The 23,332-nt window shown below is 69.1% G+C and carries 21 protein-coding genes; 11 read left to right on the forward strand and 10 right to left on the reverse strand.

Features of this window, described 5'->3' with window-relative positions; genetic code table 11:
• Positions 1–167 precede the first annotated feature (167 nt).
• Positions 168–806 (forward strand): hypothetical protein, encoded by a 639-nt coding sequence (locus tag FHP25_RS03810; protein WP_147845570.1) that lies wholly within the window; start codon positions 168–170, stop codon positions 804–806.
• Between the two features lie 9 nt (positions 807–815).
• Here FHP25_RS03810 and FHP25_RS03815 read toward each other — a convergent pair whose 3' ends face one another.
• Together FHP25_RS03815 and FHP25_RS03820 are read right to left on the reverse strand one after the other, a co-directional pair.
• Positions 816–1,979, reverse strand: coding sequence for an alpha-D-ribose 1-methylphosphonate 5-triphosphate diphosphatase (locus FHP25_RS03815; protein ID WP_147845571.1), 1,164 nt, complete (start codon positions 1,977–1,979; stop codon positions 816–818).
• Between the two features lie 92 nt (positions 1,980–2,071).
• A complete protein-coding gene (locus tag FHP25_RS03820; RefSeq protein WP_178133265.1) occupies positions 2,072–3,229 on the reverse strand; it encodes an LLM class flavin-dependent oxidoreductase in 1,158 nt (385 codons plus the stop codon).
• 433 nt (positions 3,230–3,662) lie between these two features.
• Here FHP25_RS03820 and FHP25_RS03825 point away from each other — a divergent pair, with 433 nt between their 5' ends.
• Both FHP25_RS03825 and FHP25_RS03830 read left to right on the forward strand, forming a co-directional pair.
• On the forward strand, positions 3,663–3,908 hold the full coding sequence (locus FHP25_RS03825; RefSeq protein WP_147845573.1) for a DUF3311 domain-containing protein: 246 nt from the start codon (positions 3,663–3,665) through the stop codon (positions 3,906–3,908).
• A 4-nt stretch (positions 3,909–3,912) separates the two neighbouring features.
• Positions 3,913–4,395 carry a PAS domain-containing protein gene (locus FHP25_RS03830; protein ID WP_147845574.1) on the forward strand — a complete coding sequence of 161 codons (483 nt, stop codon included), beginning with the start codon at positions 3,913–3,915 and terminating at the stop codon, positions 4,393–4,395.
• A 150-nt stretch (positions 4,396–4,545) separates the two neighbouring features.
• Here FHP25_RS03830 and FHP25_RS03835 read toward each other — a convergent pair whose 3' ends face one another.
• Together FHP25_RS03835 and FHP25_RS03840 are read right to left on the reverse strand one after the other, a co-directional pair.
• On the reverse strand, positions 4,546–5,310 hold the full coding sequence (locus FHP25_RS03835; protein WP_178133266.1) for a Crp/Fnr family transcriptional regulator: 765 nt from the start codon (positions 5,308–5,310) through the stop codon (positions 4,546–4,548).
• A 154-nt stretch (positions 5,311–5,464) separates the two neighbouring features.
• The gene (locus FHP25_RS03840) at positions 5,465–6,370 is read right to left on the reverse strand and encodes a TerC family protein (protein WP_218578157.1); all 906 of its coding nucleotides are present in this window, start codon (positions 6,368–6,370) and stop codon (positions 5,465–5,467) included.
• A 378-nt stretch (positions 6,371–6,748) separates the two neighbouring features.
• Between FHP25_RS03840 and FHP25_RS03845 the strand changes: the two genes are divergently transcribed.
• Complete coding sequence (locus FHP25_RS03845; RefSeq protein ID WP_178133267.1) at positions 6,749–8,065, forward strand: hypothetical protein; 1,317 nt, start codon at positions 6,749–6,751, stop codon at positions 8,063–8,065.
• Between the two features lie 36 nt (positions 8,066–8,101).
• Here the strand turns inward: FHP25_RS03845 and FHP25_RS03850 are convergent, their stop codons facing one another.
• From FHP25_RS03850 to FHP25_RS03870, 5 genes are all read right to left on the reverse strand, one after another.
• Positions 8,102–8,647: an MFS transporter gene (locus FHP25_RS03850; RefSeq protein ID WP_178133268.1), complete on the reverse strand. Its 546-nt coding sequence runs from the start codon at positions 8,645–8,647 to the stop codon at positions 8,102–8,104.
• Positions 8,648–8,754: 107 nt separating this feature from the next.
• On the reverse strand, positions 8,755–10,095 hold the full coding sequence (locus FHP25_RS03855) for an MFS transporter (protein ID WP_218578158.1): 1,341 nt from the start codon (positions 10,093–10,095) through the stop codon (positions 8,755–8,757).
• 54 nt (positions 10,096–10,149) lie between these two features.
• A complete protein-coding gene (locus tag FHP25_RS03860) occupies positions 10,150–10,551 on the reverse strand; it encodes a response regulator transcription factor (protein ID WP_147845580.1) in 402 nt (133 codons plus the stop codon).
• A gap of 83 nt (positions 10,552–10,634) precedes the next feature.
• On the reverse strand, positions 10,635–11,261 hold the full coding sequence (locus FHP25_RS03865; protein ID WP_147845581.1) for a response regulator transcription factor: 627 nt from the start codon (positions 11,259–11,261) through the stop codon (positions 10,635–10,637).
• Positions 11,258–13,744, reverse strand: a complete 2,487-nt coding sequence (locus FHP25_RS03870) for a sensor histidine kinase (protein WP_147845582.1) — start codon at positions 13,742–13,744, stop codon at positions 11,258–11,260. The genes FHP25_RS03865 and FHP25_RS03870 overlap by 4 nt, the downstream gene beginning before the upstream one ends.
• A 12-nt stretch (positions 13,745–13,756) precedes the next feature.
• Here FHP25_RS03870 and FHP25_RS03875 point away from each other — a divergent pair, with 12 nt between their 5' ends.
• The 7 genes from FHP25_RS03875 to FHP25_RS40635 all read left to right on the forward strand — a co-directional run bounded on the left by FHP25_RS03875 (position 13,757) and on the right by FHP25_RS40635 (position 21,733).
• The gene (locus FHP25_RS03875; RefSeq protein ID WP_178133269.1) at positions 13,757–14,776 is read left to right on the forward strand and encodes an AraC family transcriptional regulator; all 1,020 of its coding nucleotides are present in this window, start codon (positions 13,757–13,759) and stop codon (positions 14,774–14,776) included.
• Positions 14,769–15,422, forward strand: coding sequence for a hypothetical protein (locus FHP25_RS03880; RefSeq protein ID WP_147845584.1), 654 nt, complete (start codon positions 14,769–14,771; stop codon positions 15,420–15,422). The genes FHP25_RS03875 and FHP25_RS03880 overlap by 8 nt, the downstream gene beginning before the upstream one ends.
• Before the next feature lie 4 nt (positions 15,423–15,426).
• Positions 15,427–16,284: a Na+-dependent transporter gene (locus tag FHP25_RS03885; RefSeq protein WP_147845585.1), complete on the forward strand. Its 858-nt coding sequence runs from the start codon at positions 15,427–15,429 to the stop codon at positions 16,282–16,284.
• Positions 16,285–16,636: 352 nt separating this feature from the next.
• Positions 16,637–18,745 (forward strand): adenylate/guanylate cyclase domain-containing protein, encoded by a 2,109-nt coding sequence (locus tag FHP25_RS03890; protein WP_178133270.1) that lies wholly within the window; start codon positions 16,637–16,639, stop codon positions 18,743–18,745.
• Positions 18,746–18,816: 71 nt separating this feature from the next.
• Positions 18,817–20,289: a DUF2252 domain-containing protein gene (locus FHP25_RS03895; protein ID WP_218578159.1), complete on the forward strand. Its 1,473-nt coding sequence runs from the start codon at positions 18,817–18,819 to the stop codon at positions 20,287–20,289.
• A 95-nt stretch (positions 20,290–20,384) separates the two neighbouring features.
• A complete protein-coding gene (locus FHP25_RS40630) occupies positions 20,385–21,083 on the forward strand; it encodes a hypothetical protein (protein WP_178133271.1) in 699 nt (232 codons plus the stop codon).
• Between the two features lie 152 nt (positions 21,084–21,235).
• Positions 21,236–21,733, forward strand: coding sequence for an L-2-amino-thiazoline-4-carboxylic acid hydrolase (locus FHP25_RS40635; RefSeq protein ID WP_178133272.1), 498 nt, complete (start codon positions 21,236–21,238; stop codon positions 21,731–21,733).
• Between the two features lie 412 nt (positions 21,734–22,145).
• On the opposite strand, the gene FHP25_RS03905 is transcribed toward FHP25_RS40635, so the two are convergent.
• Complete coding sequence (locus FHP25_RS03905; protein WP_147845588.1) at positions 22,146–23,036, reverse strand: TauD/TfdA dioxygenase family protein; 891 nt, start codon at positions 23,034–23,036, stop codon at positions 22,146–22,148.
• Positions 23,037–23,332: the final 296 nt, after the last annotated feature.

The raw sequence follows: 23,332 nt of genomic DNA on the forward strand, positions 1-23,332 counted from the left end.
TGTCCGATGAAGCACCCGTTGCGTGCATGATGAGATTCCGAGGTTCCCGGAAGGCAAGGGCATGACCCGTGCCGGCTGCGCGATCAGCCATGTCTGACGGCTGCGATATGTCGGCTGCAGCGCCCGGACCGACGGACCTGCCGGTATCGCGATCGAGGGAGCACGCCATGGCTACGTCCTTTCCCAAACCGCCCGGACCGCAAGGGCGGCGCCCACCAACGATCATGCACAGCGCCGGCATCGCCGTGCAGATCGGCACGGTGCCGCCGGTGATCACGCGGCAGGGCCGCTTTAAGTGGCCGGTGCGCTTCAGGCTGGCCAGCGCCGCGCCGCAGGACGGATGGATCATCCAGAAGATCACCGCGACGACATGCACGTTCGTGCAGAGGAAGGAGGACGAGGTCGAAGGGCGCTTCGAAGTCTGGGACGGCCAGCAGTGGCTGCCAAGGCTGGACCCGGCCGTGCAGTACTGGGAGGCCTGGCAGGTGCGCAAGGACACCGACGTCGTCGATCATGGCAACCGGCTCACCGACTACGACGACGAGTACGAGCAGGAAGGGACCGCCAACTCGCGCGGACTGGTCAAGGTCGAAGGCTGGGCGAAGTTCTATCTCGGCAATCTGCCGGGCAATTTCCTGAGGCCCCACCCGCGCACGCGGGCATTGGCCCTCATGTCGACCGATATGCGTCCGGTCTTCTGGAGCGAAACAGGGGCCACCAAGCACGATCTGATGATCCGGTGGAGCCCTGACGGCGCGACATGCATCACCTATTCGCCCGGCAAGGGCGGTCCGTACAAGGCGTAGGGTCGCTGCTCACGCCGCCAGCGTGTCGGCGCGGCGGTCGTGATGCACGATACGGCCGGCCACGACCGTGGCGACGACCCGCGGCCATTGCCCATCGCGCGCGTCCACCAGGATGAGGTCGGCGCGCCGGCCGGGCTGCAGCGTGCCGCGGTCGCGCAGTCCCGCGGCGCGGGCCGGCTGCGCCGACACCAGCGGCCAGAACCGGCCGACATCGCTGCCATGGTCGCGCGCCAGGCGGAACGGCGCGTGCAGCAGGGCAGGGTAGTAGTAGTCCGAGGTCAGCACGTCGCAGATCCCGTCGCCGATCAGCGCCGCCGCCGACACGCCGCCCAGGTGGCTGCCGCCGCGCACGACATTGGGCGCGCCCATCAGCACGTGATCGCCGGTGGCGCGCGCGGCCTGCGCCGTTTCCCGGTTCTTGGGGAACTCGCACAGCGTGCAGCCCAGCGCGTGGAGCGCGGCGCGCTGCGCCGGCGTCTCGTCGTCATGGCTGGCCAGTGGCACACCGAGCCGGCCGGCATGCCCGGCCAGCGTCGCGATCGCCGCCGGCACCGCGCCGTGGCGCGCGCCGACCGAGCGCAGCAGGTCGCGGAACGCCGTCACGGTGGTGCCGCCGCGTTCGGCGTATTTCAGCAATGTCGCGGCATCGTCCAGCCGGGCCAGCATCGGCGGCGTGTGGTCGTTGAAGGCCAGCAGATGGATGCGGCCGGCATCGAGCCATTGCATTACGTCGGGCACGACGTCGAGATTGTAGGTCTCCCAGCGCAGGTGCAGGCGGGTGTCGCAGGCCAGCTGCGGCCGCAGCCGGTCGAGGGCCTCGGCCATGGCGTGCGCCCGCTCGGTGCCGCGCAGCCCCGGCTCCCACGACCATGTGAGCCCGTGATAGGCGGTCGTCACGCCGTTGGCGGCGAGCTGCCGGTCGGTGTCCAGCAGCGCCAGGTCGTCGGCGAAGAACACGCCCGGCCGCGGCATGAGCTGGCGCTCGAAGGCATCGCCGTGCAGGTCGATGATGCCGGGCAGGGCCAGCAGGCCATCGAAGCGCAGCTCGCGCACGCCGGCTGCCGGGGCATCGATGTCGGCGATCACGTCGCCATCGATGCCCAGCGCCGTGTCGGCGGCGAGGCCGTCGTCCACAAGGGCGTGCACGCCCACGATACGCCACCGCTGCTGCATGGCCATTGTCCTCCGCCGCGCCCACCTAGCGGCTGTCTGTGACGGATCGATGACGGCGGTGTGAAAGCCTGTGGAGAGCGGCAGCGCCGGCTCTATTCCGCCGCCATCCTGGCGCCGGCGAAGGCCGGCATCACGTCGTGGGCGAAGCGGCGCAGCTGGTCCTTGAACTCGGCCGGCGACAGGCCCTCGGCCCAATGGATCATGAAATCCTCCAGCCCGGGATATTTCGCCTCGATCGAGCGGATGCCGTCGGTCACCTCGGCAGGCGTGCCGCAGAACCAGGCCTTCTGCTTCACGCCCTCGCGGATGGTCGGGATCGATGCCGGCGCGCCCGGGGTGCCCCAGGTGCGGCCGTGCTCGTCGGCGTAGCGCACGAAGCCGAACGGCGCGAACCACTTGTAGCGTTCGTCATGCGCCGGCTCGACGCGCCGGATCGCTTCCTCCTGGCTGCCGGCAAGATAGAGGCCGGCGCCCCAGATCACGTCCTGGCCCAGCGTCTTGGGCCGGCCATGGCGGGCGCAGGCATCGTGGTAGGCGCGCACGACGTCGTCCAGGATCTTCTCGCCGTTCAGCGTCACCATGGCCTTGAGCCCGTGGCGCGCCATCATGTCGATGGTCTTGCCGCTGGCGATCGGCATCCAGACCTCGACCGGCAGGTGCTTGGGCCGCGGCACCACCGTGATCTCCTTCAGGCGGTAGCCGCGGTAGTCGACCGGCGGCGGGCACTCGAAGTACTTGCCCTTGAAGTGGAACGACTCCTCGTTGAAGCACTTCAGCAGCAGCTCGAGCTGCTCCTCGAAGTAGGCGCGGTTGGCCTCGGCATCGAGCAGAGGGGCGCCGAAGGTCTCGACCTCGCGGCTGTGGTAGCCGCGGCCGACGCCCATGATGATCCGCCCGTCGGTGACGATGTCGGCCATCGCGTAGTCCTCGGCCAGGCGGATCGGGTGCCACATCGGCAGCACGTTGAAGGCGCAGCCGAACTTCAGCCGCTTGGTCTGCGTCGCCAGCCACAGGCCGAGCTGCACCAGGTTGGGCAGGCACTCGTAACCTTCGTGCTGGAAGTGATGCTCGGCCGTCCACAGCGCGTGGTAGCCCAGCTCGTCCATGGTGCGCGCCACGTCGCGCGCGGTCTCGAAGACCTCGCTCAGGCGCTGGTTGTCATAGCGGCGGTCGTTGGCCGGCGTGCCGCCGAGGCCGACATGGTCGAGATTGACCTGGCCGACATAGAGGACATGGAAACGCTTGATCACGAGCCATCCTCCCTTTGCATGGCGGAAAATATAGGGCGCCGCTTCGACCGTCGTCGAGTGGCGCCCGCGGACCGCGATGTCCGCTTTTGTCCCGATTTGCCCTCTGCGCGACGTCCGGCTGCACGGCAAAGTCTCTCGGGATGAGCATGACACAGCGTTCACAAGGACGATTGCGGACCCGCCGCGCCGCGCCTCCAATATCTTGCAGCGCCGGCCGCTGACATATCTGTCATCCCGAGCGCAGCGAGGGATCTCCTGCGAATGGCGCACCGTGCGTCCTTCGCAAGAGATCCCTCGCTGCGCTCGGGATGACAGTCACGACTCACGACCCTCGACGGTTTGCGCCGGCGCAATGTTTCCCGGCAGGGCGGGCCGGGCGGCCCCCTCCTAGTGTGCGCAGGACGGTAAGCCGTCCTTCCTGAGGAGACATTCCATGCCGACATTCACAGGCAAAGAGCGCCGGCCGAGCGCATGGTGGCTGCTGCTGCTTCTCGTGCCGTTCGGCGTCGTGCTGTCCGGCCCGGTTTCGAACCCGGCCGATCCGGCGATGTGGGGCATCCCGGTCGCCGTCTGGCTCCAGGCCCTGTGGGTTCTTGCCACGACGCTGATGGCGGGCCTGCTCTACGCCGGGCTCAGTCCGCGACCTGTGCCGATCCGGGGACGCAAGCGCGCCCGGTGAGGCCATGACCCCCGACGTCGACCGGTTCTACCGGACCCTCGCCTGCGAGGCGGCCGATGCCATCATCTATGCCGACGCCGAAGGCCGGATCGGCTTCTGGAACAAGGGAGCGGAGCGGGTCTTCGGCTTCTCGGCAGCGGAGGCCATGGGCCAACCGCTCGACATCATCATCCCGCAGAACCTGCGGGAACGGCACCGCCTCGGCTACACCGGGACGGTGCAAAGCGGCAAGACGCGCTATGGCGCCGGCGATCTGCTCGCGGTCCCGGCCCAGCGCAAGGACGGCACGCGCATCTCGGTCGAGTTCACCATCCTGCCGTTCCGCGACCGGACCGGCCGGATACTGGGCATCGCGGCCATCCTGCGGGACGTCACCAAGCGGTTCGAGGAGATGAAGGCCTTGCGTCGGGCGGCTGCCGCCAGGCAGGCGCCGCAGCCCGATAGCCGCAGGGCCGTGGTCGCACCGTGCGAAGAGAGGGCGCGATGATGGATCTGCGCGAACCGTAAGCTGCCACTTGGCGTGGTTCCTCGCTCTCCCGAGGAGCTCGCAGCCCTGCCGGAGCGTGTCGGCCAGGCCTCACCCCGCCGCTACGCCGTGCCGCTCCGGCATTTTTTTCCGGGCTGACGCCGAGGATCGCTAGCGGCGGCGGTCCGGAACCGGTGTCCGGCCGAGATAGGCAGGGCGGAACTCGCCGAGGATCTGCAGCGCCGCCATGTCCAGGACCGTCACCTTGTGCCCGTTCACGGCGATCAATCCCTCGTTCTTGAGCTCGCCCAGCATCCGGCTGATATGGGGGGCGCTCAATCCCACGGCGTCGCCGATGCCTTCCTGCGACAGCGGCATCTCGAAGGAATTCCCCGAGGCGCAGCCCGCAGCCTGCAGGCGGGCCAGCATCTCCAGCAGGAAGTGGGCGACCCGCTCGAGCGGTTCGCGACGCCCCGTGTCGATGATGTGCTCGGCGTATATCGCGGCCTCGCGCGCCGCGAACCAGACCAGCGCCGTCGCGATGCTCGCCCGGCTCAGGCAAAGGTCGGCGAACGCTTCGAGCGGCACCTGGTGCAGGCTCATGTTGCCGATCGCGGTGACCGAGAAGACGGCGTATTCGTAGAAGCACGCCGGAAAGCCGATGATGTCGCCGGGCAGGATCACGTTCACGATCTGGCGCTTGCCGTTGTGCAGGAGCTTGTAGCGGATCGCGAAGCCGCTCTCGACCACATGCAGCACCCGGTACTCGTAGCCCTCGACGATGAGGTCCTTTGCCTTCTTCGCGATGACGTTGCGGCTGAGCAGGGCGTCGAGCGCCGTCAGGTCGGCATCGTCGAGCTGGATCGAGCGGCTGAGCTTGATGACGAAGGGATGATCCTTAATGGGTTTTGCCGCTGCCTTCCGCGAAGCCGTCATCTCCGTCCTCTCCGGGCGGGCGGCGCCATTGCCCGCCGCTAGCTGAAGCCACCTTTGCGCGCCTCCATGCATTAGTGATCGTTATCGGCCGCGATGCAATCTCGCTGAGCAGGGCGAAGTCCACCGGCGGCGGCCCTGCCGGTGGGATGTGGCCTCAGCCCTGTGCCGTTCGTCCGGGGTGCGGCGGGAAGCGCTCGCGCAGCCACAGGAAGGCGGCGGCCAGGGGCAGCCAGCCGATCCAGCGCAATCCCTCGACGACGTATTCGCCGCTGGCTGTCGCCAGCAGGTGGTCGACCTGCACGCTCCAGATGGTGGCGGCAGCCTCGAAGGTCAGCATCCAGACCAGCAGGGCCGGCAGCAGCTTCATCAGCGGCCGCACCCCGCTCGGCAGCCGCGCCATGTACCAGGGCGCCAACGACAGCGAGAAGACCAGCGTCGCAAGCACCGGCCTGGTCGCGCCGTGGCCGGCGAGCCACGGCTGCAGATGCGGCTCGCGCGCGATCATCGAGTAGGCCGTCCACGCCAGCACGGCGCCGCCCAGCAGGATCACCGACGGATAGCGGTCGACCAGCTTGATGACGAGCTGGCTGCCCCAGACCATGATCGGCACGCTGATGGCAAGGCCCAGCATGACCAGCACGACACTGCCATGCGCGGCGCCGCCGATGGCGATGACATTGTCGATGCCCATCACGGCGTCGGCGATCACGATGGTCCGCACCGCGCCGAGGAGGGATACCGTCGGCGCCTGCGCGGCATGGACGCTGCCGGCGGCAGGCTCGGGCTTGAGCAGCTTGCGCGAGATCCAGATCAGGGCGATGCCGCCGGCCAGCATGAAGCCCGGCACGTTGAGGATGTACACGACCAGGACAGCCATCACGGCGCGCACAACGATGGCGCCGAGCGTGCCGCAGACGATGGCCATGCGCTGCTTGTCCCGGGGCAGGCTGCGCGCCGTCAGGCCGATGACGAGGGCGTTGTCGCCTGCCAGCACGAGGTCCATCAGGACGATGGAGAACAAGGACGAGAAGAAGGCGGCCGACAGGAATCCGGACTCCAAGGCGATCTCCAGCGAGAGCAGGTGTGGATGCCGATCGGGCCGACCGGCGGCGTCTTCAGTGTCCTGCCTGGATGGAACGGAAGCCTTGCCGGGGCGCAATGATCGGGAGCAGCGGACCCTGCGGGCCGCGGCGATTTGACGGGCTTGCACGCTGTCATCCCGAGCGCCCTCGCAGTCATCCCGAGCGCCAGCGAGGGATCTCCTGCGGTATGGCGCACGGTGCGCCATACCGCGGGAGATCCCCCGCTGCGCTCGGGATGACGGTAGGGGCATATGCGAATGTCCTGCTGTCGCACGGGAGCATCCATCGCGCACGGCGTTTCGGTGGGCCCTGCCCGTGCGCGCCTATGGTCCAAGGGATCCTTCGCTGCGCTCACGATGACAGCGAGCGCGGCGCGGCGGGCAGGGTGCGCCCTGACTTCCGTTGTGGCCAAAGGCGGCGCGGTGCTTAAATCTCCAACCGGCCGTGCACGCTCCACCCTTGCGTCGGGATGTCCTCGCGATGCTTCCATGAACGCTTCGCCTCGTCAGGGTCCGACGGCGCTGGGCATCCTCTGCTGGATCCTCGGCATCCTCACCGTGGCCACGCCGGTCGCCGGATGGCTGCTGGGCGCGGGGGCTGGCAGGTATGGCGGATATCTGATCGCGGCAGGCGTGGTGCTGGGGGCGCTCCTCAATGTGCCCAGCCTGATCGCCAACCTCTTCTATGCCCGGCGCCGGCGATGGGCGGTCATCTGGCTCAATCTCGTGCTGCTTCTCCAGCTCGTGGCTGTCGCCACCGCGCTGTGGTTCGTGGGTAGCGCATTGACCCAATCCTCCCGGGAGTCGGACGTCTACCGGCGCACCAGCCAGGTCTACCCGGCCATCAAGACGAATGATCCCGCCGCCGTCGAAAAGGCTCTGAACGTCTGCGCCGCCGACTGCGCGGCGTTGCTGGATACGTTCCTGCTCAGCGCCACGGTCGAGGGTGCATCCCGCTCGATGGCGTATCTGCTGTCGAAAGGCGCCAACCCGACCCCGGGCCCGGTTTCCAACGCCGTCGCGAGCCTGCAGACTTGCGAAGGCGTGCGTCTGAGCGCGCTCAATAGCCTGGCCGTGAGCGTGGCCCGCGGCGATGAAGCCGCGATCGGCCTGCTGCTTGCCAAGTCCGATGACAAGGGACGGCAGAAGGCCGCCTGGGTCGCCGCCCAGCGTGACCGGCTCGACCTGCTGCAGCGGCTGCTCGAGGCGGGGGTGCCGCTGACCATGCGCGGCAGCGGTCTCGATGAGAATGCCACGCTGCTCAATGCCGCGGCCTCGGGCGCCGCCCTGCGCGTCGGGGCCTGGCTGCTGAAGGAAAAGGGCTTCGATGCCAATGGCGATCCGCAGGAGCCCGGCCGCCCGCCGGTCGACACACCGCTTCTATCGCTGATCGGCTTCGCCTGGGACGCGCGCGAGGCACCCCGGCTGCGGGCGTTCCTCGACATGCTGGCGGCGCACGGCGCGCAGCTCGACAGGACTTCGTCGATGTCCGGACAGACCCCGCTGCAAAAGGCGACGTGGGCGCGATCGCCGGTCGCCGCCGACGCGCTGATCGCCGCCGGCGCCTCGCAGGCGTCGCTGACGGCCGAGGATCGCGACCGGCTGCTCAAGCTGCGCCAGAACCCGCAAACCGGCTTCAACCCCAACATCGACAGCCGCGACTGCCTTCCTTGAACGGGCGGCGGCAGATGCGCCGCGATGGCGTGCGCGCTACAGGGCCTGACGCGCCGCGACCGTCGACCCCACGCGCCCCTGCCGCAGAAGCAGCAGCGACAGCACGAGCTGTCCGGTCGCGGTGGCGGCGCTGAGGATGCCCAGCACCAGGCCACGCCGCGCCACGAACCAGCGCGTGGCGATCGTGGTGGCCAGCACCAGCGACGTCATGCCCGAGGCGATCCCCAGGACGGTGCCCAGCGCCAGCCACAGCTCCCACAACGTCGACATCGTCATGGCGTGCAGCAGGCCGCCGATCAGCAGCACCGCCGAGGCGACGAGCACGGCCCGCGGCCCGTAGCGCAGCATCAGCGCGCCGGCGAAAGGCGCCACCAGGCCGAACAGCGTCATGCGCAGCGCCAGCGGTCCCGACAGGTCGCCGATCGACCATCCGAATTCGGCCGCCATGGGCACCAGCAGCACACCCGGTATCCCCAGCGTCGCCGAGGCGCAGACGCCATAGCCCAGGGCCAGGGCGGTCATGACCCAGCCGTAGTGAATGCCGCGCGCGGCCAGCGCGCGCGCCAGTGACGTTGCCAGCATCGAGGCCCCCAAGGTCGGCCAACCGCAGGGCGCCTCCGTAGCCCGGCGCTGCGGGAGCCGGCGTGGGAGCGGTCGTGGAAACCGCCAAGGAAACGGCGCGGCGGGCGTTACGGCCGCGGCCGTGTCGCCACCCACGCGGTCGCGGCGCATGCCAGCTGGACCGCGGCGCCCAGCAGCATCGCCAGCCGCAGGCCGGCGGTGCCGCCGCCGGCCAGGCCGTGCAGCGTGCCCAGGAGCGCCACGCCGATGGTGGCGCCGCTCATGCGGGCGACGTTGATCAGGGCGCTGGCCGTGCCGGCCCGGGCGGCGGCGACGGCGCCGACCGCCAATCCCATCAGCGGCCCCGTCGCCAGCCCCATGCCCAGCCCCGTGAGCGTCAGGCCGAGCAGGGCCGGGAGCAGGGATGGCATGCCGGCAGTGCCGGCGATGGTCAGCAGCCCGGCTGCGATCACCGCCACACCGCCGCAGCACAGCGGCCGCGGACCCAGCCGGCGTGTCAAGGCGCCCGAGAACGGCGAGCTGAGCACGAACATCAGCGCCATCGGCATCAGCGCGATGCCGGCGCCCAGCACGTCGAGCCGCTGCGTGCCCTGCCAGGTCAGCGGCAGCAGGAAGAGCACGCCGTACATGCCGAACGTCATGCCTGTCGTGGCCATCATCGCGGCGGTGAAGACCGGCGCGCGGAAGAGGTCGAGGGGAACCATCGCCGCCGCCCCGTGCGCCGCCTCGGTGCGGATGAAGACGATCAGGGCCAGCAGCGCGGCGGCGAAGGCGATGCCGGCGAGGCGCGCGTCGTCATGCAGCGCGACGGCGGCGCATGCCAGGGCGCCCAGGGCGATCGCGCCCAGGACCTGGCCGGCGGCATCGCCGTGCCGACCCTGCGGATCGGACGACTCGTCCAGGGTCCGCGGCGCCAAGGCGATGGTCGCGGCGCCGGCCGGCACCACGACGAAGAAGATGCTGCGCCAGCCGGCCCAACGCATCAGCACGCCGCCCAGCGTCGGGCCGATGGCCAGGGCAAGTCCGTTGCAGGCCGCCCACAGGCCCAGCGCCCGGGCGCGGTCGCGATCGTCGGGCCACCCGACCCGGATGATCGCCAGCGAGGCCGGCAGCAGCAGCGCCGCGCCGAGGCCTGCGACGGCCCGGGCGGCGACCAGGACGGCGATCGTCGGCGCCAGCGCGCAGCCCAGCGACGCCGCGGTGAAGATCGCGGCGCCGGTCACGAAGATGCGGCGGCGGCCGTGCAGGTCCGCCAGCAGGCCGCCGCTCAGCAGCAGGACGGCATAGACGAGGTTGTAGCTGTCGACGGTCCATTGCAGCGCCGCGGCGCCGGCCGAGAAATATTGCCCGATCGGCCGCACCGCGAGGTTCACGACGGCAGTGTCGACCTGCGCGATCAGCACCGCCAGGCACAGCGTGAGAAGGGCAGGCCATCGATGCCGTGTCACGCCGCCAGCGATAGCCGGCCGGCCGCGGCCGATGCTTCGACCCGGGCCGAAGCGTCACCCGCGCGCCTCAGGGCCGGCCGTGCCCGAAATGCCTGTCGCGGCGGTGATGGATTGCAGCAGCGTCTCTTCCCGCAACGGCTTGACCAGGTAGGCCACGGCGCCCTGCGTCAGGCATCGCTGCCGTGTGTCCGCGGCGTCATGCGCCGTGATGACGATCACCGGTATGTGGAAGCCACCGGCGGTGAGCTGCTGCTGCAGCTCCAGCCCGGTCATTTCCGGCATCTGCAGGTCCATCACCACGCAGGCGGGCACGGATCGGCCCAGCGAGTCCAGGAACGACCGCGCCGAGCCATAGGTGTCGACGGCAAGGCCGTGGGCGCGCAGCAGGCGCGCCAAAGCCCGGCACACGGATGTGTCGTCGTCGACCACGGCGACGCGCGTCGAGCTTTGCGTCATGCGCCATTGTCCGTCCGGATCGCCGCGGCAGACAGTTGGCCCAAAGGCCAATATGCCCGGGGGATGGTTGTCGGGGAACCCCTTCACGTCTCGGGCGGGCGGATCCCGGCGCGCTCGGCCATCCGGACCAGCTCGGCGACGCTGCGCACGCCCATCTTTTCCATCATGCGGCCGCGATGCACCTTGATGGTCTTCTCGACGGTCCCGAGGTCGAAGGCGATCTGCTTGTTCAGCCGCCCCGCGATCACGTGCGTCAGCACCTCGTGCTCGCGTGGCGTCAGGGTGGCGAGCCTGGAGCGGACCGCCTGCAGCTCCTGCCGCTCATGGTGCAGCAGCGCCTCGCGCTCCCTGATGCGGCTGATGGCGTCAAGCAGGTCTTCTTCCTTCACCGGCTTGGTCAGGAAATCGGCCGCGCCCGCCTTCATGGCCCGCACGCTGGTCGGGATGTCGCCGCGGCCGGTGACGAAGATGACGGGACGGCCGGCGCCGCCTTCCGCCAGCGCCTGCTGCAGCTGCAGGCCGTCGAGGTCGGGCATGGCGACGTCCAGGACGGCGCATCCCGGCAGCGCGGGGTCATGCGCGTCGAGGAAATCGCGGGCCGACGTGAAGGTCCGCGCGTCATAGCCGTGCGACGTCAGCAGCCGCGCCAGCGCCTTGAGAACGCCGGCGTCGTCGTCGACGAGATAGATCGTGAACGGCGCGGTGCTCATCCGGCCCCCGCCATCGCCGGCGCCACCGGCAGCGTGAAGCTCGCGCGCACGCCGCGGTCGGCCGCGTTGACGATGCTGAGCACGCCGCCATGGGCGTTGACGATCGACTTGCAGATCGCGAGGCCCAGGCCGAGCCCATGCTCCTTTGTCGTGAAGAACGGCTCGAGCAGCCGCGCCTGCTGATCGGCGGCGAGGCCGGGACCGCAGTCGGCGACCACGGTCTCGACATAGCCCGGCCGCGGCGCGGCCGTGGCGATCGTGATCCGCCGCCGCGCCGCGCCGGGCGACGTCACGGCATCCATCGCGTTCATCACGAGGTTGGTCAGCACCTGCTGCATCTGGACCTGGTCCGCGGCCACGACCGGCAGGTCGTCGGCGAGGTCGAGGTCGACATTGACCCGGCGATCGATCAGCTCGCTGCGCAGCAGGCGCAGCACCGACCTCACGAGATCGTTCAGCAGGACGGGCTCCGACCTGGGCTCGCCCTTCTTCAGCATGGTGCGCAGCCGCCGGATGACGTCGCCGGCCCGGTTGTCCTCCGTGATGATGTCGTCGAGCGCCTCGCTGACCTCCTCCAGCGGCGGCGGCCGAAAGCCCAGCATGCGGCGCGCCGCCTGGGCATTGGCCAGGATCGCCGTCAACGGCTGGTTGATCTCGTGCGCGATCGCGCCCGACAGCTCGCCCAGCGTCGTGACCCGCGTGATGTGAGCCAGCGTCTGGCGCTGGGAGTCAGCCTCGCTTTCGGCGGTCTTGCGCGCGGTGATGTCGCTGAAGACGCCGCTGACGCTCACGGGCCTGCCGTTGTCGTCGAGGCGGGTCGTGCTTCGCCACAAGTACCAGCGCATGTCGCCGCTCTTGAGCACGACACGGAACTCGCCCGTCAATGACGTGCTCGACTGCTCCATGTCTCCCAGCCATCGTCGGGCCGCGGCCTGGTCGTCGGGGTGGACCGCGTTCAGCAGCGCCTCGCGAGTCAGGGGGAGGCCGGCCGGAATGTCGAACATCGCACGGCAATGATCGGTGCCCCACAGCCGGCCGCTGCCCATGTCCTGCTGCCAGAGGCCGACATTGACCGATGCCGCGGCCGAGCCCATCCGCTCCTCGCTCTCCCGCAGCGAGCCTTCGGCGTGGAGGCGGCGGCGCCGCTCGACCAGCAGGAACATCACCACCGCGGTCTGCAGGGCGAAGGCGGCCGCGGTCGCTATGATGACATCATGATACCGCTCCCAGAACGAAGGATCCTTGTTCAGGATGACGGTGCCGGCCGGGAGATTGGTCTCGGACAGGCCCCAGCGCTGCAGCTGTCGCCAGTCGACCCTGTACGAGCGGGTCGAGTTCGGCCGGACGGTGAGCTTTCCACCGGCCATCGCCTCGAGCGCCAGGTCCGCGATCGCGATGCCGGTCGCTTCGAAGGTGTCCATGTGGCCGCCGACGATGCCGAGATCCAGGTAGCTGTCGTAAGGACTGTAGACCGGTGCGCGTGACGCCTCCGAGACTGCCGGCACGATGTCACGCGGACTTGGGAAGGGCCGGCCGGCACCATCGGCAAACATCGTCGTGTAGATGACGATTGTGTTGCGAGGCAGCCTTCTGAGCTCGTCCAGAAGCTGCGCGATCGGTAGCCCGGTCAGATACCGGAAAGTATAGCGCGGCTCGAAAGCCGCCAGCTGGCGCCGCGCGGTTTCCGCCCATTGCTTGTCGAACGCCGTCGACCCGGCAATGACGGCCACGTTGCGCGCGTCAGGTTGCAGGCTCGCCGCGAGCTCCATGGTCTTGGCGAGATCGAAGTCGCTGATGATGCCGCCGGCGTTGGCAGGCAGCTCGACGGAGGCAAGGGTCGTGGGCGAGATGCAGCAGAAGACCAGCGGCGTGGCGGGGCCGATCCGGCTGCGCTGGCCGATGACGAACCGCAATGACTGCGGACCCAGAGCGAGAATCACGTCGGGCGGGGTCGCCGCATATTTCTCGCTCAGGTAGGTTGCGATCGTCTGTTCGAAGCGCTGCCCGGAAAACCGGCTTGAATCGAGGAACTCGGTGAAGACCTCGACCTTTCCTGGCCAGCTCTCCGCGAGCCGCTTGCTGGCCGCGCTGGTGACGATCGCGCTGGCGGCCAGTTCATATGTGTTGGGGCCGATGATCAGCACGTGCTTCACCTGCGCCCGTGCTGGCGCGAGGCAGATCGCACAACACAGCAGCAACGCCAGAGCGACGGCCCGGAGGGGCTGGCAGAACGCCAGCATTCTTCCCCCAAGAGTGGATCCTGGAGGGCGCGATCCTAGCACGGTGCCGCAATAATCTTGGTGCAAATACTCGTGCGCCGAGTTGGAAACCCTTAAGTAGAAACGGCATGTTGGACTTCGGTCCAATGTTAGGTCAATGCTGTTTCGCCGATGGTCTCCTGAGAGTTCAGGGGAGAGGCGATGAGTCACCACGTCGCTCGGCATAGTTTCAGTGATTTCGGCCAGTGCCGCGAGCAGCTGCAAGGCATCTGGGACATGGATGCCACGCAGCTCTCTGCCGGTCGCCTGTCGCTCACGCTCGATTGCCTCGATGTCGGTGATGTCGTTCTCTCACATCTGCGCTTCGATCGCGCCGCCGCCGTCCGATCGATGGAGGCGCCCGGCTGGCGCGCGCTCATCGTGCACGTGTCACCTAAACGGTGGTGCGGGATTGACCTGCCGGCGGGCGCGTTCGTGGCGGTTCCATCGGGCCGCGAGGCCTGCGTGCTGTCGCACGAACCCTGGGAATCGATCGGCGTCTTCGTCCGCCATGAAACGTTGGCGGCGTGGGAGGCGCCGCTCGCGAATCTTGCCGATGCCGATCCTGAGTGTCGTGTCCTGGTCGCGCAGCCGGCTACCGTCCGACGCTATCGCGACTGGGTACGGATGGTATTCGAGGCGGCGTTGTCGGAGGGCGCGCAGGACGGCGCCGCGACGCGACCCGATGCCATTCTGGATGCCTTGAGGGAGCGCCTGGCCGAAGTGCTGAGCTGTCCGCGGCATCTCGAGGCGCAGCCGCCGCTCGTGCGTGTCGCGCGCTACGAGCTCGCGGTGGCCGCCATGAGGATGGTGCAGCAGGAGATGGAGCGGCGCATCACGGTGCGCGACCTGTCCCGGGGCCTGGGGGTGACGGAGCGGTCGTTGCAATACGCATTCATCAGGGTGATTGGTGTCACGCCCGCGCAATACATCCTGGCCGATCGCCTCAATCGCGCGCGCCGGCATCTGCTGCTGGGCCGCTCCGGCGCGACGGTGACGGCGGCCGCCTACGATCATCAGTTCGAGAATCTCAGCCGGTTCGCCCTGCAGTATGCGCGCCTGTTCGGCGAGCGCCCATCCGACACGCTGCACGGGGCGCGCGCGGCCATGCACCACGCCGGGGCATCGCAACCATCCCAGGTTCCGGTCCAGCTGCCGAAGACCTGGCGCGATCCCTTGCCGCCCGGTGTCGCGGCCCATCATGTCGTGCCGTGCGGCTGCAGCCCGGCACCCGCTGCCGGAGGCTCCCGTGCCTGAGACCGATCCTGCCGCAACGGAGATGGCGCGCAGCGACTTCTGGCGCGAGATGCTGATCGCCGTCGTGATGGGGGTGGCGACGCTGGCAACCGGGTGGAGCAGCTATCAAAGCTCGCTGTGGGGCGGCATCCAGACCTTTCGCCTCGCCGACATGGGCAGCATCGGCCGGCAGGCGGCGGTGAAGGAGGTCGAGCTCGGGCAGCAGCATGTGCTCGAGCTCTTCATGCTCGAACGCTTCCTGGATGCGCATGAGGACGGCGACGAGCGCCGTGCCGGCTTCCTGCTCGGGCGGCTGTCGCCCGAGCTGCAGGCGGCGACGCGGGCCTGGCTGGAGAGCCACCCAAAGGACAATCCCAAAGCCGCACGCTCGCCGTTCCAGGTCGAGGGGTATGTGCAGCCCGGCGCGGACGCGCTCGCCGAGCTGCGCCGCAAGCAGGCCGCCGCCTATGCCGCGGCCGACAACGCCAACAGGACCTCGGACAGCTATGTGCGGATCACCGTGTTCTTCGGGCTGGTGCTGTTCCTGGCCGGCATCAGCGCCGTCCTGAAGGGCCGTTGGCCGCGCCGCGGGCTGGTTGCCGCCAGCGTCGTGATCCTCGTGGTCACGTTGTTCTTCCTGGCCCGAATGCCCCTGGCCGCCGGGTGACGCCATGACGCTTGCCAGCCTGCTGCCCATCGCATTGCAGTCGAGCATCTTCCTGCTCGTCCTCAGCCTCGGCCTGCAGGCCGACATCCGCTCGGCGTTGCACCTGTTCATGCGGCCGGCCGACTTGCTGCGCGCCATCGTCGCCATGAACGTGCTGGTGCCGGCATTCGCGCTGGCGGTGATCCTGGTGTTCCAGCTGCCGCACGCGGTGGAGGTCGCCCTTGTCGCGATCGCGCTCTCGCCGGTGCCGCCGTTCCTGCCGCTCAAGGCGATGAAGGCAGGCGGGCAGCACGCCTACACCATCGGCCTGCTGGTGGCCGCCGCACTCCTGTCGATCGTGCTGATTCCGCTGGTCCTGCGGCTGATCGACCCCCTGTTTCCGGCGCGTCTGGCGATGCCGTCCGCCGCGATCGCCAAGGTCGTCGCGCTGAGCGTCCTTCTGCCCCTGGACATCGGCATCCTCGTGCGCGCTGTCGCGCCGGCAATCGCCGGGAAGGCCGCACGGCCGGTCATTGTGACGGCGGCCGTCGTGCTGGTGGTGGCCCTCGTGCCGGTGCTGATCACGGCATGGCCCGCGATCCTGTCGCTGATCGGCAATGGCACGGTGCTGGCGCTGGCAGCGCTCGTGGCGGTTGGTCTTGCCGCGGGCCATGCGCTGGCGGGCCCGGCGTCGGGCGAGAGCACCGTGCTGGCGCTCGCCAGCGGCGCCCGTCATCCCGGCGTCGCCATTGCGCTCGCCCATGCCAACTTCCCCGACGACACGCTCGTCCTGCCGGCGATGCTGCTCTACCTGGTGGTCGGGGCGCTGGTCGCGATGCCTTACGTGCAGTGGGCGAAGCGCAGCAGCGTCGTGCCGGGCTGACCGCAGTCGGCGCCAGCTGGGCCGTCGGACATCGCATCGCCGGCCGGCGCAGGGCGATCGCATATGGCCCTCCTGTCATCCCGAGCGCAGCGAGGGATCTCCTGCGGCAAGACGCACGGTGCGCTATTCGCAGGAGATCCCTCGCTGCGCTCGGGATGACGGAAAGGCGCCAGCGCGGCGTCGCGCCATATGCGATCGCCCGGCCGGCCGGCGGACGTGCCGTGCCTGGCAGCCGGGTTCGGCTTTCGGATAGCGGCGGCGCCAGCTTCTGCCTAACGCTCACCCCAGTCCGTCGCTGCGGTCTGGCGACGGGAATGCTTGTTGCCGGCCCGTGGACCGGATGGGAGCCTTGATGATGCGAAGGCCGTTCGCCATTCCGTTCGGCGTTGGCCTTCTGTGCCTCCTGGCGGTCATCCTGCTGCCCCTCGTGGGGACGCTGCTGGGCATCGGACGGTACACCTCGTCGCAGCTCGAGCAAGCCGTGCTCGCGGCGCGCAGCCAGGCGCTGGAATCGACCATATCCACCCTGGCCGATCAGGGCTTCCAACGCTTCGCCAACACGCAGCAGGCGCTGGCCGACAGCGGGGTCTACGCCGACGCTGCTGCGGTCATGACCAGGCACGACGCGCCGGGCCGCCTGGCGCTCGTCAACATGCTGAAGCGCCACCCCAACATGGCCGCGGGCTATGTCGGGTTCGGGGACGGCGGCTTCCTCTACGCCGCCCAGCTTGACCGGCTGGCCGACGTGCGGCGGCAAGAGATCGGTGCTCCGCAGAACGCCGTCACCGGCATCCGTACCATTGAAGGCGACGGCGACGGGCGCGTCGATCGCTGGGCGTTCCTCGATGCGAACGGGGCGGAGGTCGTCGGCACGCCGTGGCACCCGCAGGACTATGATCCACGTGAGCGGAGCTGGTTCACCGAGGCGCTCGGCAGCGGCAGGCCGGTCATCACCGAGCCCTACACGTTCGCCGGGGCCGGCGGGATCGGCGTCACCATCGCGACACCCTTGCCGGACGGATCGGCGGTCATCGGCGCCGACCTGACGCTCGCCGCCGTGTCGCGGCTGCTGGTCGCCCACAAGGTCACGCCATCGAGCCTGATCGTGGTCGCGACTGACAGCGGCGGCGTGCTGGCGCGGACCGACCTGCAGTCCGCATCCATGCGGGGCGATGTCGTGGGCTGGGCGCTGGCCGAGGTCCGGGCGCTGGCCGGACGCGGCGGCGAGGCCGCGACGGTCACGCGGTCGATGGCGGGCACGGAGATCCGCCTGGAGGCCCGCGCCCTGGCGCCCGCGCTGGGCCGGCGGCTCTATCTCGCGGTCGCGGCGCCGGTCGCGGAGCTCACGGCGGAGACCGGCGCGCTGATCCGGCGCTCCGCGATCGTCGCCGCCGTGGCCGTGCTGCTGGCGCTGGCCGGCGGCGCGTTCGCGGCCCGGCAGATGTCGGCGCCATTGTCGCGGATCGCCAACAAGACCGACCATTTCCGCCGCCTCGATTTTTCCGACGCCAGCCGGGTCGCCAGCCGCGTCAGCGAGATCGACCGCCTCGACCAGGCCGTCGAGCAGATGCGGGGCGGCCTCGAGCAGTTCGGCCGCTACGTGCCGCGCCAGCTGGTGCAGCGCGTCATCGAATCGCCGGCCGGCGCGGTGATCGGCGGCGCCCGCCAGCCGGTGACGGTACTGATCACCGACATCGCGGGCTTCTCGCAGACCGCCGAGGCGATGGAGCCGGAGCAGCTCGTCGAGCGGCTGTCGAAGTACCTCGAAAGCCTCGGCGGCGTGGTCATGGACCATGGCGGCACGATCGACAAGTATATCGGCGACAGCATCATGGCGATCTGGAACGCGCCCAGCGACGATGCGGACCACGTCGGGCGCGCCTGCCGGGCGGCGCTGGCGGCGGCGCATGCCAGCGAGCGGTTGGAATCGAAATGGACGCAGCGCGGACGCGCCGTGTTCCGCACGCGCTGCGGCTTGCACACCGGCATGGCGATCGTCGGCAATATCGGCTCGCTGGACCGGATGAACTACACTGTCGTCGGCGCGGTGCCGAACGTCGCCTCGCGCATCGAAGCCCTGAACAAGGTCTACGGCACGCAGATCCTGGCCAGCGGCCAGGTGGCGGAGGCGGCCCGCGATGCGTTCATTTGGCGGGAGGTCGACATGGTCGTGCCGGCGGGCATGACGCGCATGCTGCAGGTCTACGAGCCGATGGCCGCGCGCTCGCCGGAAGCGGCCGCCGACCAGGCGCTCATCGAGGCGTTCGTCGAGCGCTGGCGTGTCGCGCTGGCGGCCTACCGGCGCGGCGACGTGGCGGTGGCAGGCGAGGCCTTCCGGGCGCTCGCTGCTGAGGACCCCAACGACGGTCCGTGCCGGACGTTCGTCGCCCGCTGCGAGATGCTGCTGAAGGACGGCGTGCCCGACGACTGGGACGGTGTCACGGTCTTTCGGGAGAAGTAGCGCCGCGGCCGGATGGCGGTGGCGTGTGGTGTGCCTGTCGCGCCGTGCTGCGGCGCCTGGAGGAGGCGATCATGGGCAACGTCGTGAGTCTGGGGGGCAATATCGATCACAGCTATTACCGCCTGGTCCGGGCGCGCGAAGCGGGCTCGGTGGCGGACAGCTTCATGGCCAGGCGCCCGTCGGTCGCGGAGCGCATGGCCGCCGGCAAGGCCCTGCGCGAGAAGACGCCGCGCGCCAGTCATGCCCGGTATGAGCCGCGCGCCGACCGGCCCGACCCGGTGGCGATCCTGGAGAAGCAGAACGAGACGCGCGTGCCGAAGCTGGTGCCGGTGCGCTATGCCCGCATGCTCGTCTCGCCCTTCACGTTCCTGCGTGGATCGGCGGCGGTGATGGCCGACGACCTGTCGGGCACGCCGGTCACCGGCATGATCGTCGCGGCCTGCGGCGACATGCACGTCTCCAATTTCGGTGTCTACGCCTCGGCCGAGCGCAACCTGGTCTTCTCGATCAACGATTTCGACGAGGTCCATCCCGGCCCCTGGGAATGGGATCTCAAGCGCCTGGCGGCCAGCGCTGCAGTGGCCGCTCGTTTCATGGGCGGCGACAAGAAGAAGGCCGAGGAGGCGGCGCAGGAGATCGTGCGCAGCTATCGCAAGCGCATGCGCCGCTACGCCCAGATGGGCTACCTGCAGATCTGGTACGACTATATCGACGAGCGCGCGGTGCTCGACGCCATCTCGCCGCGGCTGCGGCGCGGTGCGGAACGGGTGCTGGACAAGGCGCGCCAGAAGGGCCATGTGCAGGCGCTCGACAAGCTCACGGAGCAGGTCGACGGCGAGCATCGCCTGATCGAGGATCTGCCGCTGATCGTGCGCGAGACCCATTCTGACGGCGGCCTGCCGGCCAATGTCGCTATCGACCAGATGCTGCGTGCATATATCGACTCCCTCGGCGAGGACCGCCGGGTGCTGCTGTCGCGCTACCGTATCGTCGACGTGGCGCGCAAGGTGGTGGGCGTGGGCAGCGTCGGCACGAGCTGCTGGGTGCTGCTGCTGCAGGGTGTCGACGGCGACGACCCGCTGTTCCTGCAGGTCAAGCAGGCGCAGGAATCCGTCCTTGCGCCCTATGTCGACATCAAGCTTCCGTTCGCCGACCACGGCCATCGCGTCGTGACCGGCCAGCGCCTGACCCAGGGCTCGCCCGACATCTTCCTCGGCTGGGGCCAGATCGACGGGCGGCACTTCTATGTGCGCCAGCTCGCCGACATGAAGGGCAGCGTCAAGTTCGGCGACCACGACGAGGCCGGCCTCGAGAGCTTCAACGACTATTGCAGCCTGTGCGGCTGGGCGCTGGCGCTGGCCCACGCCAAGAGCGGCGATGCGGCGATGATCGCCGGCTATTGCGGCAGCTCGGCCGCGCTCGACGAGGCGATCGGCAAGTTCGCCATGGCTTATCTGAAGCAGACCGAGCAGGATCACGAGACGCTCGACAAGGCGCGGCGCTCGGGCCGCATCAAGGTGGCATCGTCGGCGCTCGTCAAGTGACGCTGCGCACGCATCAACCGCAGGGGGAACGGATGCTGGTCGTTTCAAATCGTCTTCGGGGCTTCTTGGGCCGCGGCGTGGCAATGCTGGCCGCGATGGCTGTGGTCTGGCCGATGCCGTCGGCAGCTCAGGGGGAGCCGTGGCAGTTCACCGTGACGCCCTATCTCTGGGTCGCCGGCATCAAGGGAAATACCGACAACCCGGCCTCCAGGGTCCACTTCGATCGGGATTTCAGCGACCTGTTCAGCAACCTGTCGGGCTTTCCGGTCATGCTCGGCGGCGAGGTGCGCAAGGGCAGGGTGGCGCTGGCCCTGGACATGATCTGGCTCAAGGTCTCGAGCCCGATCGAGACCCGCAATGTCCTGTTCAACGACGGAAAGGGCGATCTGTCGACATTCCAGTTCTCCGCGGTCGGCTTCTTCCGCGCGCTCGACCGGCCCGGGGGCTCGATCGAGATCGGCGGCGGCTTCAGGTTGTGGTCGGTGTCGAGCAAGGCATCCCTCAACGCCGGCCTCCTGCCGGCCAGGTCGACGAAGCTCGACACGACCTTCGCCGATCCCATCATCGCGGCCCGCTTCGAATGGCGCGTGTTCGACCGCTGGAGCCTTGCCGGCTACGGCGATGCCGGCCTCGGGGTCAGCGCCAACGTCACCTGGCAGGCGCTGGGCACCGTGAACTACCGGGCCGCGGACTGGCTCGACGTGAAGGTCGGGTGGCGCTACCTGTTTGTCGAGAAGAAGAAGCTCGACCTGGCGTTCAACGGCCCGATGCTGGCCCTGTCGTTCCGCTTCTGAGGGCAGGCGCACCTCGCGATCGGACCGGGCCCTTCGTCCAGCATGCGGCAAAGGCCGGCGCGGTCGATATTGCCATTTGGGAATGGCGGGCGCATGCATGGCCATGCCAGAGCTGGTTCCTTGCCCCACCGTTTCTGTCGACAGGTGACGTGATGAGCACGTTCGACGATTACATGGTTGTTCCCGAGATGTCGCTCCTGGACAAGACACGCATCCAGGCCCAGGTCCTCGTGCCGGTGCTGCGGGCGTTGCGCGCGGAATTCGGCAAGGACAAAGTCGATGCCGTGGCCAGGAAAGCGTTGCGCGACTGGTCGCGCGAGGTTTTTGCCGCGATCGGCGCCGGGATCGACGGCAGCCAGCGGCGCAAATGGGCCACCATGCAGGACGCCTTGTTCCAGGTGACCGGCCGGGAAGTGAGCGTCGAGGAGCGCCGCCACGACAAGGAGGCGTTCGAGTTCGACGTGACGCACTGCCGCTTCGCCGAGTTCTTCCGCGCCCTCGACGAGCCCGAGCTTGGCGCGCTGCTGGTGTGCGCCACCGATATCGACATCACCGCGGCCGGCGGCGGCGAGGTCAGCCTGGAGCGTGCCCAGACCATCATGAACGGCGCCCCCAGCTGCACGTTCCGCTACCGGTTCGCGCCGCGCTGACGCGCATCTTCACTGTCATCCCGAGCGTTCACTGTCATCCCGGGCGCAGCGAGGGATCTCCTGCGGTAGGGCGCACCGTGCGCCATTCACAGGAGATCCCTCGCTGCGCTCGGAGCTTGTGACTTAATCCTTTCCCGCGGAGGGGTAGGGCTATCGCATGTGGGGTTTCGACTACCTTCCCCAGCTTGCGGGGGAAGGTGCCCGAAGGGCGGATGGGGGGTGGTGCAACGCCGCGGGTGCTTGATGGGATGCACCATTTGCGTTGAAGCGCCCCCCATCTGGCGCTTCGCGCCACCTTCCCCCGCAAGCGGGGGAAGGTAGTCAAAAACCGACGCTCCCATCCATATGCGATATCCCTGCCCATCCGGGGGAAGATCAAGATCACAAACGCTCGGGATGACAGGCGGTGCGATCAGGCGCGCGGGGCGGCAGGCGCGGCGCCGACCGGGATCGGCGCCTCGCCCAGCACCGTGGTGCGGCGCAGCTCGCGGCGATGGCCTGAATAGTCGTTGATGGCGAAGTGCTGCAGGCAGCGGTTGTCCCACATCGCCAGCGCCCCGGGCGACCAGGCGAAGCGGCAGGTGAACTCGGGCCGCACGGCGTGGCCGTAGAGGAATTCCAGCAGCGGCAGGCTCTCGCGCTCGCTCATGCCTTCGAAGCGCACGGTGTAGGCGGTGTTGACGTAGAGCGCCCGGCGTCCCGATTCGGGGTGCACCCGCACGACAGGGTGCAGCGTCTCCACCATGTCGGACGGGTCGTGCCGCACCTTCATGCTGCGGGCGTTGCTGTTGTCGTGGAAGGCGCCGCCCCGGGCATAGGCCTTGGCCCAGTACACCGCGCGCAGGCCGTCGAGCGTGCGGCGCAGCCCGTCCGACAGCGTCTCGTAGGCCAGGTACTGGTTCGCGAACAGCGTGTCGCCGCCATGGGGCGGCAGCTCGCGGGCGTGCAGCAGGGTGAAGGCGGGCGGTGTCGGCAGGAAGCTCCAGTCGGAGTGCCAGTTGCCGCCGAAGGTCGGCTTGGCGCCCTCGTCGGCTTCCTTGGCGACCTTGATGACGTTGGGATGCGTCTCCTCGCCCTCGACGAAGGGATCGCGGCCGAAGCTGCCGAAATATGATGCGAACCGCACCTGGTCGGCGTCGCGCATGCCGGCCTGGCCGCGGAAGAAAAGGACCAGGTTGTCGACGATGGCACGGCGGATCTCGCCGACCACGGCCGCGTCCAGCGGCTGCGCCAGGTCGACGCCCGCGACCTCCGCGCCGCAGCCGCCGGCCAGGCGTGTAACCTCGATATGCCGGTACGCCATCGCTTCCTCCCGTTCCGCCGGCTTCCGTCGTGCAGGACCGGGCCAGCATGCCATCGTCAGTCGGCGCAGGCGATGGCCTGCCGCGTGCTCAGGAACCTTTTTCCGCAGGTGACCGCCGGACGTACCAGCTCATGGCCGGCGAGGCGAGTGCTGGGACCGCAGGTCGCTGATGCATCCGTCATCCCGAGCGTGGCGAGGGATCTCCCGCGAATAGCCCACCGTACTACTGACCTCAAGAATCTTCGCGAGCCGCGGCGATTTGGGTCTGCTCGCTGTCATCCTGAGCGCAGCGAAAG

Origin of the sequence: Vineibacter terrae, assembly GCF_008039615.1 — a bacterium.
GTDB classification, from domain to species: domain Bacteria; phylum Pseudomonadota; class Alphaproteobacteria; order Reyranellales; family Reyranellaceae; genus Vineibacter; species Vineibacter terrae.

Excerpts from the sequence above, each read along its gene's own strand:
- FHP25_RS03810 (WP_147845570.1), top strand. The coding sequence starts at position 168 with ATGGCTACGTCCTTTCCCAAACCGCCCGGACCGCAAGGGCGGCGCCCA.
- FHP25_RS03815 (WP_147845571.1), bottom strand. The coding sequence starts at position 1,979 with ATGCAGCAGCGGTGGCGTATCGTGGGCGTGCACGCCCTTGTGGACGAC.
- FHP25_RS03825 (WP_147845573.1), top strand. The coding sequence starts at position 3,663 with ATGCCGACATTCACAGGCAAAGAGCGCCGGCCGAGCGCATGGTGGCTG.
- FHP25_RS03830 (WP_147845574.1), top strand. The coding sequence starts at position 3,913 with ATGACCCCCGACGTCGACCGGTTCTACCGGACCCTCGCCTGCGAGGCG.
- FHP25_RS03835 (WP_178133266.1), bottom strand. The coding sequence starts at position 5,310 with ATGACGGCTTCGCGGAAGGCAGCGGCAAAACCCATTAAGGATCATCCC.
- FHP25_RS03845 (WP_178133267.1), top strand. The coding sequence starts at position 6,749 with ATGACAGCGAGCGCGGCGCGGCGGGCAGGGTGCGCCCTGACTTCCGTT.
- FHP25_RS03850 (WP_178133268.1), bottom strand. The coding sequence starts at position 8,647 with ATGCTGGCAACGTCACTGGCGCGCGCGCTGGCCGCGCGCGGCATTCAC.
- FHP25_RS03860 (WP_147845580.1), bottom strand. The coding sequence starts at position 10,551 with ATGACGCAAAGCTCGACGCGCGTCGCCGTGGTCGACGACGACACATCC.
- FHP25_RS03865 (WP_147845581.1), bottom strand. The coding sequence starts at position 11,261 with ATGAGCACCGCGCCGTTCACGATCTATCTCGTCGACGACGACGCCGGC.
- FHP25_RS03875 (WP_178133269.1), top strand. The coding sequence starts at position 13,757 with ATGGATGCCACGCAGCTCTCTGCCGGTCGCCTGTCGCTCACGCTCGAT.
- FHP25_RS03885 (WP_147845585.1), top strand. The coding sequence starts at position 15,427 with ATGACGCTTGCCAGCCTGCTGCCCATCGCATTGCAGTCGAGCATCTTC.
- FHP25_RS03890 (WP_178133270.1), top strand. The coding sequence starts at position 16,637 with ATGATGCGAAGGCCGTTCGCCATTCCGTTCGGCGTTGGCCTTCTGTGC.
- FHP25_RS03895 (WP_218578159.1), top strand. The coding sequence starts at position 18,817 with ATGGGCAACGTCGTGAGTCTGGGGGGCAATATCGATCACAGCTATTAC.
- FHP25_RS40630 (WP_178133271.1), top strand. The coding sequence starts at position 20,385 with ATGGCTGTGGTCTGGCCGATGCCGTCGGCAGCTCAGGGGGAGCCGTGG.
- FHP25_RS40635 (WP_178133272.1), top strand. The coding sequence starts at position 21,236 with ATGAGCACGTTCGACGATTACATGGTTGTTCCCGAGATGTCGCTCCTG.
- FHP25_RS03905 (WP_147845588.1), bottom strand. The coding sequence starts at position 23,036 with ATGGCGTACCGGCATATCGAGGTTACACGCCTGGCCGGCGGCTGCGGC.